At 66.2% G+C, this 13,036-nt stretch carries 15 protein-coding genes and 1 tRNA gene; 7 read left to right on the top strand and 9 right to left on the bottom strand.

Translation table 11 applies throughout. The annotated features are described in order from the left end of the window. Positions 1–6: 6 nt before the first annotated feature. Both LDH66_RS16795 and LDH66_RS16790 read right to left on the bottom strand, forming a co-directional pair. On the bottom strand, positions 7–801 hold the full coding sequence (locus tag LDH66_RS16795; protein WP_226482237.1) for an iron-sulfur cluster assembly protein: 795 nt from the start codon (positions 799–801) through the stop codon (positions 7–9). Then, positions 801–1,865 (bottom strand): amidohydrolase family protein, encoded by a 1,065-nt coding sequence (locus LDH66_RS16790; protein WP_226482236.1) that lies wholly within the window; start codon positions 1,863–1,865, stop codon positions 801–803. The genes LDH66_RS16795 and LDH66_RS16790 overlap by 1 nt, the downstream gene beginning before the upstream one ends. 186 nt (positions 1,866–2,051) lie before the next feature. Here LDH66_RS16790 and LDH66_RS16785 point away from each other — a divergent pair, with 186 nt between their 5' ends. Continuing rightward, positions 2,052–3,095 carry an NAD(P)-dependent alcohol dehydrogenase gene (locus LDH66_RS16785; protein WP_226482235.1) on the top strand — a complete coding sequence of 348 codons (1,044 nt, stop codon included), beginning with the start codon at positions 2,052–2,054 and terminating at the stop codon, positions 3,093–3,095. A gap of 277 nt (positions 3,096–3,372) precedes the next feature. Then, positions 3,373–4,743, top strand: coding sequence for an oxidoreductase (locus tag LDH66_RS16780; protein ID WP_226482234.1), 1,371 nt, complete (start codon positions 3,373–3,375; stop codon positions 4,741–4,743). A 1-nt stretch (position 4,744) separates the two neighbouring features. Here the strand turns inward: LDH66_RS16780 and LDH66_RS16775 are convergent, their stop codons facing one another. The 3 genes from LDH66_RS16775 to LDH66_RS16765 all read right to left on the bottom strand — a co-directional run bounded on the left by LDH66_RS16775 (position 4,745) and on the right by LDH66_RS16765 (position 6,397). Further along, positions 4,745–5,506: a rhodanese-like domain-containing protein gene (locus tag LDH66_RS16775; RefSeq protein ID WP_226482233.1), complete on the bottom strand. Its 762-nt coding sequence runs from the start codon at positions 5,504–5,506 to the stop codon at positions 4,745–4,747. 128 nt (positions 5,507–5,634) lie between these two features. Beyond that, positions 5,635–5,707, bottom strand: a tRNA-Gln gene (locus LDH66_RS16770). 132 nt (positions 5,708–5,839) lie between these two features. Beyond that, positions 5,840–6,397 carry a homing endonuclease associated repeat-containing protein gene (locus tag LDH66_RS16765; protein ID WP_226482232.1) on the bottom strand — a complete coding sequence of 186 codons (558 nt, stop codon included), beginning with the start codon at positions 6,395–6,397 and terminating at the stop codon, positions 5,840–5,842. Positions 6,398–6,506: 109 nt separating this feature from the next. Here LDH66_RS16765 and LDH66_RS16760 point away from each other — a divergent pair, with 109 nt between their 5' ends. The 4 genes from LDH66_RS16760 (at position 6,507) to cysE (ending at position 9,040) form a co-directional block, all read left to right on the top strand. Continuing rightward, entirely contained in the window at positions 6,507–7,097 is a 591-nt protein-coding gene (locus LDH66_RS16760) for an IMP cyclohydrolase (protein WP_226482231.1), read from the top strand. A 111-nt stretch (positions 7,098–7,208) separates the two neighbouring features. Beyond that, positions 7,209–7,610 carry a hypothetical protein gene (locus LDH66_RS16755; protein WP_226482230.1) on the top strand — a complete coding sequence of 134 codons (402 nt, stop codon included), beginning with the start codon at positions 7,209–7,211 and terminating at the stop codon, positions 7,608–7,610. Positions 7,611–7,657: 47 nt separating this feature from the next. After that, entirely contained in the window at positions 7,658–8,326 is a 669-nt protein-coding gene (locus LDH66_RS16750) for a metallophosphoesterase family protein (RefSeq protein WP_226482229.1), read from the top strand. A gap of 198 nt (positions 8,327–8,524) precedes the next feature. Beyond that, positions 8,525–9,040: a serine O-acetyltransferase gene (gene cysE / locus LDH66_RS16745; protein ID WP_226482228.1), complete on the top strand. Its 516-nt coding sequence runs from the start codon at positions 8,525–8,527 to the stop codon at positions 9,038–9,040. 236 nt (positions 9,041–9,276) lie between these two features. Here cysE and LDH66_RS16740 read toward each other — a convergent pair whose 3' ends face one another. Continuing rightward, positions 9,277–10,671: a phosphoglucomutase/phosphomannomutase family protein gene (locus LDH66_RS16740; protein WP_226482227.1), complete on the bottom strand. Its 1,395-nt coding sequence runs from the start codon at positions 10,669–10,671 to the stop codon at positions 9,277–9,279. 137 nt (positions 10,672–10,808) lie between these two features. Between LDH66_RS16740 and LDH66_RS16735 the strand changes: the two genes are divergently transcribed. Then, entirely contained in the window at positions 10,809–11,402 is a 594-nt protein-coding gene (locus LDH66_RS16735; protein WP_226482226.1) for an NADPH-dependent FMN reductase, read from the top strand. A 46-nt stretch (positions 11,403–11,448) separates the two neighbouring features. Here the strand turns inward: LDH66_RS16735 and LDH66_RS16730 are convergent, their stop codons facing one another. From LDH66_RS16730 to LDH66_RS16720, 3 genes are all read right to left on the bottom strand, one after another. Further along, entirely contained in the window at positions 11,449–12,435 is a 987-nt protein-coding gene (locus LDH66_RS16730) for a DUF8054 domain-containing protein (RefSeq protein ID WP_226482623.1), read from the bottom strand. Positions 12,436–12,532: 97 nt separating this feature from the next. Further along, positions 12,533–12,781 (bottom strand): GIY-YIG nuclease family protein, encoded by a 249-nt coding sequence (locus LDH66_RS16725; protein ID WP_226482225.1) that lies wholly within the window; start codon positions 12,779–12,781, stop codon positions 12,533–12,535. Positions 12,782–12,860: 79 nt separating this feature from the next. Continuing rightward, positions 12,861–13,010: a DUF7563 family protein gene (locus tag LDH66_RS16720; protein ID WP_006184973.1), complete on the bottom strand. Its 150-nt coding sequence runs from the start codon at positions 13,008–13,010 to the stop codon at positions 12,861–12,863. Positions 13,011–13,036 lie beyond the last annotated feature (26 nt).

Raw genomic sequence — 13,036 nt, 5'->3', positions numbered from 1 at the left:
GCGCCGTCAGTCGTCCGCAGCCTCCTCGAGCCGTCCTTCCCTCACTTCTCGAAGGCCGTCACAGATGCCGCCCTGGCTCGACATATTGACCTGTGCGAGGCGGCCTCGTTGATGGACGAGGTCGAACGATTCGACGTCGATCGGCTCGCCCTCCGGCGTTCGAAACAGGGTATCGTCCGGATTCGAGACGAGGTCGATCTCGCGGGCCTTCTCGAGGTATCGTTCGATCGGTGCCGCCGGAACGCTGACTGCGAAGGACCGGTCGCGGACGTAGACGGCGATCGTCTCGGCCGGCTCGTCGTCAGATTCGGAATCGTCGGTCTCGAGATCTCGTCGTCGGAGTTCGACGATCGCCTCGGCGTCGAGACCCGCGTTTAGCAGCGTTTCGACCGCATCGTACTGTCGGGCGACGCGGGCCTTGTCGTCGAGTTCCGCGCGGACCGCGTCGACGTCGCCGTCGGCGTCCGGAAACGCCTCGGCGAAGGAGAGTCGCTCGTTGACGCCGCGATTAATCTCCGCCTCGTGCATGTGCTCGCGGAGCGTGATGTGAGCGTTCTCGACGGCGGGCAGGGATTCGACCTCGTCGCGGGCGTCGACGGCCATCATCCAGGCGAACGCCGGCGAGCACCACGCCGTCGGGAGCGTGAGGTCGACGCCGACGCGGCCGCCGTCGATCTCGATCCGATCGACGTAGTCGAGTTCGACGATCGAGCGATCGAGTTCCGGATCGGTGACCCGATCCAGTCGGTCGCGGACGGCTGCTCGGGTGGGAGCGGGGCCATCGGGCATCTGTCCGCTCATCAGTCGTCCGCCGGCGCGGGTTCCTCGCCAGCGTAGTGATCCTCGAGGTCGAACTGTTGGCTGATCTCGTCGTCCCGGAAGGCCCGTCTCTTCGCCTCGATATCGATGTCGTAGAGTTCGGCGATGTTCTCGCCCATCACCTTCTTCTTGGTCTCGAGGTCCCACTCGACGCCGTACTCCATGCGGTGTTCCTGGGTGAGTTCGGCCTCGATGACTTCCTCGACGAGCCAGTCAGGGTTCCACAGCGCGTAGTCCGAGCCGAAGATGACTCGGTCCTCGCCGAGCCACCAGAGGAGTTCGGACATGATCTCCGAGAACTTGCCGGGCCGGTTCTGGGCGAACGGCGCGGCGACCGCCAGCCCGCCGTAGACGTTGTTCTCCTGGGCGGCGATCCAGCAGAAGTCGTCGAGGCGGGGTAGTCCGACGTGTTCGACGACGAAGTTGAGGTCCGGGAACGACGAGGCCGCGTCGTCGACGTCCGCGACGTCGAACGCGTCCCGATTGAGCGGCCGGATCGTCGGCCCCTTGTGCGCGTGGATGTTCTCGATGCCGAGTTCGGAACACTTCTCGAGGAACTCGAAGGCGTCCTCGTCGTCGAGTCGCCACCCCTTCGAGTCGCCGCGCCACTCGGCGGTGTAGAGTTTGACCCCGGGGATGTCGTATCGCTCGTGGAGTTCCTCGAGGTACTCGAGGCCCTCCTCGCCGTCGCGGGGGTCGAAGGTGCCGTTGAGGACGAACCGTTCGGGATGTTTCTCCGCGAGTTCGGCGTTCTGTTCGGCCGTGTTGAAGCCGTCCTCGTAGAAATCCGTGAGGTACGTCGGCTGGAAGACGGCCATGTCCGCGGCGGCGTTACCGAACAGGTCCTCGACCATCCGGTCGGCGCCGTACTCGCGGTACTCGTCCATATCCCACTGCCGGTCCTCCGGGGTGAACGTCGTGTGATAGTCGTAGAAACATTGGATGAACTCCTCACCCCCCTCGTGTTTGATGTTCTCCTCCGTCGCGTCCCAGAGGTGCACGTGACCGTCGATGACGAAGATTTCCTCTCCGTTGTGCTGATACATCGCACAGTGCACATCGATACCACACCACATTACTCTTTTTCAGACACGTTTGACTATCCCAACGGCGTGACTCTCTCCGCTCAAAATTAGCGTTTCAGCGTATTAGTATCAATATTCAAATATTCGCGCAGGGCGATACTCGAGGGGAACGTTATCACGGATGCCGGTGAACTGTGACGCAGTCCCATGCAAGCGGCCAGACTCCACGAGTACACCGAGGAGATGAGCGACGCGCTGCGAATCGAGGACGTCGACCGACCCGCCCTCGAGCGGTCCGATCAGGTACTGGTCGAAGTCGAGGGAGCGGGATGGTGTCAGACCGACAATCACATCATCGAGGGGATGTGGGCGGAGTACGCGCCACAGGACCTGCCGATGACGCTGGGCCACGAGAACGCGGGCATCGTTGCCGAGACCGGCGAGGAGGTGACGCTGGTCGAGGAGGGCGATCCGGTGATCTGCCATCCCGTCCAGACCTGCGGCATCTGTCGGCCCTGCCGGCTCGGCGAGGACATGTACTGCGAGAACAGCGCGTTCAACGGGCTCACCACCGACGGCGGCTTCGCCGAGTACCTCCAGACGAACGAGCGGGCAGTGATTCCGCTGCCCGACGGTGTCGATCCGACCGAGATCGCACCCCATGCCGACGCGGGGATCACGGCCTACCACGCCGTCAAGAAGGCGGTCGACGAACTCAATCCCGGCGACACTACCGTCGTCATCGGCGTCGGCGGGCTCGGCCACATCGGACTGCAGTGCCTCGAGGCGATGAGCGCCGCAGACATCGTCGCCGTCGACATCAAGGACGAGGCGCTCGAGTTGGCCGAGGATCTCGGCGCTCGCCACACCGTCAACTCCACCGAAGAGGACCTCCCCGACGTGATCGGGGACCTGACCGACGGCGAGGGAGCCCAGCAGGTCGTCGACTTCGTCGGGGCCGACGAGACGACCGGACTGGCACCCGAGATCGTCGCCGCCGGCGGCGACCACCACGTCGTCGGCTACGGCGGCCACGTCCACGAACCCAGCCAGGCACTGGTCAACGGCGAGTTCTCGTTCCGGGGGACTCTGGTCGGCAAGTACGCCGAACTCCAGGAACTCGTCGCGCTCGTCGACCGCGGCGAGGTCGAACTGCGCACCGAACGCCACGACTTAGACGAGATCAACACGGTCGCCGAACGGCTCGAGCACAACGAGATCGAGGGGCGGGCGGTCGTCCTGCCGCCCTGACGCGACCGCTCGCAGTGGTTCTTCGGTCCCCTCCGGATCGGCCATCGCGGTGGCGCGTGCCGAACGGCAGTGAGCGGACAGCGAACTGCCGTTTCAATTCGCGCGAGGGATGAGTGAGCGACTCCCGGAGCGAGCGAATCGGTTGGGGTGGGTGTGGATCCCAGTTGCCAGCGGTAGCACAATGGTGTCGTGGTCCGATCGTCTGCAGTACCTGTGGCAGGTCCGGTCGGGTCCGCACCAGCACTACGCTCTTGTGGAGTCACACGATAGTCCCTGCATGGTCACCCTCGAGGACCCCATCGATATCGGCGGCGTCACGATCCCGAACCGGCTCTACCGCGCACCGCTGCTCGAGTGTGCAGGCAACGGCCCCAACGCGGTCGACGCGCTGATCGACGATCTCGAGCCCGCAGCCGCGTCGGGTGTCGGACTCCTCTGTCAGGGCGCGACGATCGTCCGCGGCGAGGGGGGCTGTGCCGCCCCGGGGATGACACGGGTCCACGACCCCGACTTCGTGTCTCGACTCTCCCGGCTGACCGACCGGATCCACGATCACGGGAGCCGGATCGTCGTCCAACTCGAGCACGGCGGGCTCCGGAGCATGGAGACCTGGCACGCCGAGTACCGCGAGTCGAACCCGGCCCTCGAGCAACTCGCCGTCTCGGAGCCACCCTGGCAGTTGCGACTGCTCGATCGACTGGGTTTCCTCGAGTACGACCCGCACGTCCTCACCACGGCGGAGGTGTACGACCTCGCTGCGGATTTCGGCCGCGCGGCGGCCCGAGCCACCGAGGCGGGCTACGACGGAATCCACCTCGCCGGCGCGAACATGGGGATCGTCCAGCAGTTCCTCTCGCCCTTCTACAACCGCCGGGACGACGAGTTCGGCGGCTCGCCCGAGGCCCGCCTGCACTTTCTCGCGGTCGTCCGCGACGAGATCCGCGAGCGGGTCGGCGACGTGCCCCTCATGACCAAGGTACCGGCCGAGACGCCAGCGCCACCGTCGCCCGTCGTTCGCCGAAAACTCTCGCTCAGTGACGGGGTCGAGATCGCCCGCCGGCTCGAGCGAATCGGGTACGACGCGGTCGTCCCCGTCCAGACGTCGGTCGTCTGGGACATGAGCATCGTCCGCGGGGAGTACCCCGAGCGGGCGTGGAGCAACGAGGCCCTGCGCGATGAGTACGACGCGGCGTTCGGCGGCGCGACGCGCAGGCAGTTCGTCGCTGCAGCGAACCGACTCCAGTCGCTGCAGTACGACTTCGAACCCGCGTGGAACGCGGACTTCTGCCGCCGCGTACGCGAACAGGTATCGATCCCCGTCCTCGGGGAGGGCGGAATCCGCGGGCGAGACGAGATGGACCGACTGCTCGGCGACTCGAGCGGGGAGCGCGACGGTCCGAGCGCCGCCGAGCCAGCCTGCGACATGGTCGGCATGGCCCGGCCATTCTACGCCGAACCGCGGTTGGGAGCGCGGCTGCTCGAGACCAAGTCCGGAGACGAAAACCCGCAGGTCCTCTGCGAGAGTTGCAACAACTGTACGGTACCGCAGGTGACGGGTGCGCCGGGGATCTGCCGGACGCCGGACGTACTTCGAAAGCGGGGCGAACTCGATCGGAGGGGTGCCTACGAACGACCCGAGAGCGAGTGATTCAGGCCGTGAGAGTGTCGCTCGTCAGTTCCTCGAGCGTTCCCTCGACCGTGTAATCAGGAGCTTCGACTCTGAACCGAGAGTCGATCGAGCCCGCGTAGTGGAGCTGCAACGTGTACGAGCCGTCGTTGGCAATCGGTGCGGCTTCGGCGCGGTCTGCATCGAGTTGCTCGAGCATGACCATTTGATTGGCGTAGTCCGGACTGCTCGTACCCTGGATCTCGTAGTGACGGAAGTCGGCATTGACGCTCGAGTTCGCGTCCGACTCGTTGCTGGCGTTCCCGTCGCTCCCGTCGGATTGGGACTCAACTGCCGAGCCCGCCAGCGGATAGCCGCGGGAAGCCCAGCCGCCGAGCCCCTCGTCGATTGCGTACGTATGTTCGTACCCCGCGTCGATCAGCGCCGCGGCACGCATCGAAGACAGGTGATGCGGACATCGACAGTAGGTGACGATCTGCGTATCCGTCGACAACTCCTCGATGGGATCGTTCTCGGTCCCGTCCGGCGCAGGCGAAAAGACGGCACCTGCAATTCGAAGTTGGTCGTACTGATCCTGTTTGCGTGCGTCGGCAAAGTGCGCCTCGTCGTTCTCGTACCACCCGAAGACATCGTCGACTGGGGCGAGCGGAACCTCAGTCCCGTCGGTCGTCGTCGTCTCGTACCCGTACTCGTTCGCTGGCGTCCCGCTATTGCCACCGAGACACCCGGCGACCCCACCGAGTGCCGCCGTTCCCCCAACAGCGAGGAATCTCCGTCGGTTCATACGAATAGCTAACGAGGACAGAGAGATATGGCTTCTGGTGATGTGACCGTCGCCCCAAGACCCCTTCGTTTCAACTGGAAACCGAGAGACGGGGTTAGGGAAATACTCGAGTCGAAACGGAAGAGAAGTAGTCCATCCTGGATTCGAACCAGGGTCGAAGCCCCCAGAAGGCTTCAGGATTGGCCGCTACCCCAATGGACTGACATGTTTCGTCGGTCCCGCTTCCGACGGTGTACTACACCATAGTTGGGTTCCGTATTAGAGTGTTACGAACTCGGTCGCGATTCGAAACCGGTAGACGAATTCGAGTAGCGGATCCGGATACATCCGTAATTAGGGTGATAGTGGGTCATAGTGTTCCTTCCGATGGCAGTTTGCACAGAGAACGATACACTTCTCGATCTCGTTTCGAATCCGGTCCTTCGCATATCCGAAGGCGATCATCTTCCCGACAGCCATCTCTTTTTCGTCTTCGTTGACATGGTGGAAGTCGAGGCAGACAGGATTCATCTCGCTACAGCGATCACAGCCGCCACGCGCTCGCTGAAGTTCGTTCGCCCAGGCTCTGTGTGATTCCCGTCGTTCGAGCGAGCGCTCGGTATTCCAATCAGCATTTTTATAGTGCCACCGCTGGTCGACGGAAAGCTCCCCCCAGGATGTCCCCTCGGGCAGTTCGACATCATCCGGTTTCGGCCCGACTCGAGACCCCCTCGAGTACGATATCTCGAGTCCCGCCTTCTCCTTCGCGTCGTTCCACCCGCCACACGTCCGAATGATCGTCGCAGAGGCGGGCGTCAGCCCCAACTCCTCGTACTGTGCCTTCGTCGGCGACTCGCCGAGTCGCTCGGCGGCCGCTCGCAGCGCCTCGAGACAATCGTCCTCCGTAGCCACACCGCCGTTCGCCGCGCGATCCGATATAAACGCTCGGGCGATGGCGGCGAATACCGCCGCTCGAGCGCGAACCGATACCCCTTTTCCGTTCTCTCGCACACCCCTGAGTATGTACGTCGGACGATTCGTCGTCGTCGGCCCCGAAGTCGGAGCGTACCGCGTCTCCTCGCGATCGTTCCCGAACCGAGAGATCACCGCTCGAGACGAGGCGCTCACGGTGGGTCCCACCGAGGACGCCCCGGAAACGGACAACCCCTACGTCTCCTACAACTGCCTGCGGGTCGTCGAGACGCCGACGGGCGAGACGGCCGCCTTCGGCAACGGCTCGCACGTCGATCCGATCGCGGAGAAACTCGAGCTCGGCTATCCGGCCCGCGACGCGCTGGCGGAGAGTCTGCTGGCGCTGGACTACGAGAAAGACGACTACGACACGCCGCGGATCGCGGCGACGATCGGCGGGGACGGCGAGGCCCTGATCGGGACGGTGCGCAAGGACGCCCTGCTCGTCGAGACCGTCGACGAGCCGACGCTGGTCGCGACCTACGAGAAGGACTCGCCCGAAGCGATCGATCTCGCGGCCGACAGCGCCGAAGCGGCCGCGGGGGAGGTCTACGACCTCGAGTTCGAACACGCGGTCTGTGCGGCCGGCGTGGCGCGGACCGACGACGGGTTCGAGACGGCGATCGAAAACGGAGACTGAGGACGGCAGCCGAGGGGGTCACCGGACGATGCCGTCTGAATCTTCCCCGATCGATGCGATGACGCGTCGGACGACGCGAATATTTATTCACTCGGCCGACAGTGTTCGACCATGGCCGCGGACACGTCCTCGCGCTGGTCGCCCGAGGGCTCGCCGGACCGATGGCATCTCGCACTCTCGATAGTAGTCGCGACGTGGGCGATCTGGAACCTCGCCACCATCGAGACAGCCACGTGGGGCGCGACGGCCGCCGGCTTCGTCGCCTTCGCGATCGCCTCGGGGCCGATCGCCGCCTCGTCGGTCGGGACTCGAGTCGGCGCGCGGTTCCGAGAGGTCGGATACACCGGTCGAGCGCTCGTCATCGCCGGCTTCGCGGTCGGGATCTGGGGCGCCGTCCCGCTGCTGGGCGTCTCGGCCGCACGAGTGAGCAGCTTCGGGCTCGGCGGGATGCTCGGCGTCGTCGCGGTCATCGTCGTCAGAGCGGGGCACTCGCACGTGGCGCGTGACGCGTGACGTCGGGTCGGACAACCTACAAACCCCCGCGACTGTTACTGTCAGGTATGAAGGTCGGACTCGTTTCTGACATCCACGGGAACCGGGTCGCTCTCGAGGCCGTCCTCGAGGACATGCCGCCGGTCGACGAGATCCTCTGTGCGGGGGATGTCGTCGGCTACAACCCCTGGCCCGGCGACTGCGTCGACGAGTTGCGAGCGCGGGACGTGCCGACGGTGATGGGAAACCACGACGCCGCCGTCGTCGAGGACGCTCCCTTCCGGTTCAACGGGATGGCCAAAGCGGGCGTCGACCACGCCAAACGGCAGCTCTCGGACGAGCAACTCGAGTGGCTCGCCGACCTCCCGGGAGAGCGACTCGAGTGCGACGGCCGCGTCAAGCTGGTCCACGGGCATCCGGACGATCCGGACCGGTACACCCGGTACACGTATCCCGAGGAGTTCTCGCCCCGGATGCTGGACGATGAGGACGTGCTGGTGCTCGGCCACACCCACGATCAGGGCGCGCGGCAGTTCGCGGAGGGGATCGTCGTCAACCCCGGCAGCGTCGGCCAGCCGCGAGACGGAGATCCGCGAGCGGGCTACGCGGTCCTCGATCTCGACGCGCTGACGGTCGACACCCACCGCGTCGAGTACGATATCGACGCCGTCCGGAACGCGGTCGAGGACGCTGGACTCCCGAAACGCATCGGCACGCGGCTCGCTCGCGGGCAGTGACGCCGACGCCCGAAACGAACCTTTTTACACTCACCCCGCTGCTACGTTCGGGCATGGTATTCACCGGCTCCACCGCGTGTACCGTCCGGAACTATCCTCGGCACGCCGCGGGCCGGTGTTGTCGCTCGGCGACTCGTCCGTCGACTCGAGGCCGGCGTCGATCTGCGACCGTTCCCGCGAGGACCACGACGGAGAGCGATGTTCGGACGCGTGCGTGAGGACGTCCGGGCGATGCGAGAGCGCGACCCCGCCGCGACGGGGTGGCTCGAGGTCCTGCTGTGCTACCCGGGCCTCCACGCGATCTGGGCGCATCGGCTCGCCCACTGCTGCTGGTCCCGCGGAGCTGGCTGTCGCCTGCTCGCGCGGCTGTTCTCCCACGTCGTCCGCTGGCTGACCGGCGTCGAGATCCATCCGGCCGCCGAACTCGGTCGCCGGGTGACGATCGACCACGGCATGGGCGTCGTCATCGGCGAGACGGCCGAGATAGGCGACGACGTCCACATGTACCACGGCGTCACGCTCGGCGGCGATACGAACGAACCGGTCAAGCGCCATCCCACGGTCGAGACGGGCGCACAACTCGGCGCGAACGCGACGCTGTTGGGCGATATCACGATCGGCGCGGACGCGGCCGTCGGTGCTGGCTCGGTCGTCACGAGCGACGTCGAACCGGGCGCGACCGTCGTCGGCGTGCCCGCAGAGCGAGTCGACTGATCGAGAAGACAGTCGGAACCGCAGTTCGCCACCTCTCGAAGTGTTTCATTGGACGCTCAGTACTACGGATCGCTCGAGACCGAGTACTCACCGAATGGTAGCGCGCGCTGTCGCTACCCGGTGAGTTTCGGTGCTCCACGTCTCGTCGGTCGATATGGCGTCTACTGACAGACCGATCGCCGATCGATTCTGACGGTTCCGGTCACGGACTGACCGTGACGCGAGCGGCCGGTCACTCACACGAGCGGTTCGACAAGTTCCCGCCCTGCCTCGAGCAACTCCCCAACCCGCTCCTCGTCCGACGCTTCGGCGTAGATCCGTAGCACGGGCTCAGTTCCGCTCGGTCGAACCAGCAGCCACGAGCCGTCGGCCAGCAGCAGTTTGAACCCGTCGGCGGTGTTGACGTCCTCGACCGCCGTTCCGGCGACGGTCTCGGGGATCACGTCCTCGAGGTCCGCGAGCACCCGCGATTTCTCGCTGTCGGGGCAGTCGACGCTGATCTTGTCCTGCACGACGGTGCCGTGTTCGTCGAGCAGTCGATCGACCCGCTCGTCGAGCGGCGCTTCGGCGTGCATCAGGGCCGCGAGCAGCGCCATCAGAACGCCGTCCTTCTCCCGGACGTGGCCCCGGACGGTGAAGCCGCCCGACTCCTCGCCGCCGACCAGCGCGTCGCCCTCGGCCATCGCCTCGGCGACCCACTTGAAGCCGACCGGAACCTCGCGGACGGTCTCGCCGTGGGCCTCGGCGACCCGGTCGATCAGGTACGTCGTGGAGACGGTCCGGACCGCCGCGCCCGACGCGTCCTCGAGCAGGAAATCGTACAGTGCGGCGAAGAACAGGTTTTCGTCGAGATAGCCGCGTTCGGGCGTGACGATCGCGATCCGGTCGGCGTCGCCGTCGTTGGCGATCCCGAGATCGACGTCGCTCCCGTCGTCCGTGACGGTCTCGATGAGGGCCGCGAGGTTCTCGGCGGCGGGTTCGGGCGAGCCGCCGCCGAACTCGGGGTCCCGCTCGCAGCGATAGCGCTCGAGGCCGGCACCGGCGTGCTCGAGGAGCGCGTCGGTCGTGTCGCGACCGCTGCCGTGCATGGCGTCGTAGGCGACGGTCAGACTGGAGAGATCGGTGCTTCCGGTTATCGACTCGGCCAGTTCGAGGGCGGCGTCGGCGTGCGGGGCGGCGAAGTCGACCTCGCGAGCGGTCCCGTGCTCGCTCTCGGGGAGCGGGTCGGGTTCGGCGAGGCGATCCGCGATGGCGTCGGTGACGGCCGGCAGGGCCGGCGCGCCGTCCTCGGGGATGAACTTCACGCCGTTGTACTCCGGCGGGTTGTGGGAGGCGGTGATGACGAGGCCGCCGGCGAGGTCGCGCTCGACGATCGCGTGGGCGATCAGCGGCGTCGGCCGGTCCCGATCGGAGAGCAACACGTCGACACCGTTCGAACACAGCACTCGCGCCAGTTCCTCGGCGAACCCGCGCGAACTCTCGCGGGCGTCGTACCCCACCGCGACCGGTCCCTCGAGCCCTTGGTCCGCGAGATACGTCGCGACCGCCTGCCCGACCATCCGAACGCGGGGGACGGTAAACTCCTCGAGCGTCGCCCGCCAGCCGTCGGTACCGAAGCTGATCGTCTCCATACGCGGTGGTCATCGCCGGCCGCGAAAAAAGCGACGCTGACGGACGGCGCAGAAGGGGCGGCGACGCGAGGGATCCATCGATGCGACGCATCTTGTGCGGGCGATAACATTTTCAGAATCGACCGCGTACGGCGGGTATGACCCCCGCACCCTCCGTCGTCGCCGTCAGCGGTAGCCTCCGTGAGAAGAGTTACACTCGCACGGCCCTGCAGTACGTCCTCCGAGCGGCCGACGAGGCCGGTGCCGAGACGACGATGCTCGACCTCCGCAAGTACGACCTCCCCGTCTACGATCCCGACGTCGACGGGCAGGGAGATGCCGAGACTGTAACGCGCCTCGTTCGCGAGGCCGACGCTGTCGTCCTCGGGACGCCGGTCTATCACGGCTCGTACTCGGGCGCGCTGAAGAACTTCCACGACTACTGCGGCTTCGACGAGTACGAAGAGACGACCGTCGGTCTGCTGGCGACCGCCGGCGGGGGGAGCTACGGGTCGACGCTCGATCACCTGCGGATCACCGTTCGCGGCGTCCACGGCTGGGTCCTCCCCCATCAGGTCGGACTCCGGAACGCGTCCGAGAAGTTCGAGGCCGATCCCGATGCGATCGACGGCCGCCGGTTCCGCGATCCCGCCCTCCGGGAGCGCGTCGAGAAACTCGGCCGGATGATCACCGAGTACGCGTTCATCGATCCCAGCGTCACGTCGTCTCGATCCGCGGCGGCCGACGACTGAGGCGACTCGAGTCGGCGGTCGGCCGGCACGAGGGCCGACGACTCACTCAGGTATCGACGTTGCTGAGACGCTGTTCGAAGAGCCGTTCGCCCGTCTCCTCGCAGGTGACGGCGACGACCTCGTGGGAGGTACAGCAGGACTCGACGACCTCCTCGCCCATCTGAACGTCGCCGCCGGACGGACACGTCTCGAGGAACATCCGGAGGCCGTTGAGCACCTCGCCTTTCGTCTCGGGGTCGAAGGCGTCCCAGTCGTCGACCCACGTCTCGAGGGCCCGGCTTGCAGCGACGTCCGCGATCAGGGCGGCCCGAGAGGGCCAGCGACCGGCGCCGCCACCGCGTGACAGCAGGGCGCGCCCTTCGCCCCGCGTCTCGAGTTCGAACTCGTCGGGATCGGCCTCGAAGCCGAAGGCGTCGACGGCCGCGGCGACGTCGACGCCCGACTCGGAGAGCGGGTCGATCTCGTCGAACCAGGCGGCCTCGAACGCGTTAGTGAGACAGAGGTCGTCTCGATCCGCGCAGGGCTCGAGGACGTCGTGCTCGAGGAAGAACGCCTCGAGGTCGACCGTCGCGGGCTCATCGCCGGTGGCGGTCGACTCGTCGCCGGCGGGATCGTCGTCGACGTTGGCCGCAGCGGCGGTACCGGCGTCAGCGTCGCCTCCAGCGGCGGCGTCGCTCTCGACGGCATCGGCCTCGTCGAAGGTGGTCTCGTGACCGGACGCTGAGCGGTCGGTCGAGTCGACAGCGCCGAGGCCGCTCGCGATCGCCGGGTCGGGCTCCTTCCCGAACCAGCGCAGCACTGCCGGCGGGAGGTATCGCTTAGTCAGCGTCGGCGTGCCGGGAACGAGATAGCCGCGGAGATAGATCAGCGCGATCGACGCCCCCACGGCGAGCGCGCCGCCGAGGCGGGACTTCCGCGCGATGACGGAGCCGACCACCGCCGCGATGAGGAGGTTCAACACGGTACAGGGCTCACATCGGTTCTCACCGGTGTACTCGGGCTGTTTCAGATCGTCGACGACGTCGAGTTGCATCTCGAGACGACTGTCACGCTCGATATGCATCTATTTTTCGGACGTCGGTGACGGGATAATAGTCGACGGGCGGAGGACTCGTCGGGCGACCGATCGCTCATTCGAGGCTGATGAGTCGCTCCTTTTCGGTGCGACTCAGCTGTTTGATCTCGTACTCGCGAGACATGGCGGCCGATTTCGAGTCGAACGCCTCGTGATAGCGGAGTTCGACCGGCGTTCGCCCGCGCGTGTACTTCGCTCCCTCGCCGGCGTCGTGTTCGGCAACGCGTCGCTCGAGATCGGTCGTGTAGCCGGTGTACAGCGACCCGTCGGCGCACTCGAGGACGTAGACGACGTGATCGGCCATCGCTCGTGGCCAGGTGCGGGACCGTAAAAAGCGTCTCGTCCGTGGGGGCGCGTGGTTGTTGGTCCGTAGCGGTCCGATATCAGGTGCCGCGAGCGCGCTCTTTCGCGGCTTCAGCGATTCCAGCGTTGGCCGAACAGCTGACACACGCGTGGATTTCGCCGTGTTCGTCGGCGAAAACGCGTGCGAACCGTTCGGAGACGTGCGCGCCGCAGTGGTCACACTTGGGCATGGTCACACCGGCCAGAGCCGGTACCC

It is taken from the genome of Natrinema amylolyticum (genome assembly GCF_020515625.1).
GTDB classification, from domain to species: domain Archaea; phylum Halobacteriota; class Halobacteria; order Halobacteriales; family Natrialbaceae; genus Natrinema; species Natrinema amylolyticum.
The sequence above is the reverse complement of the archived record's forward strand: the minus strand, read 5'-3'. Positions and strand labels throughout refer to the sequence as shown.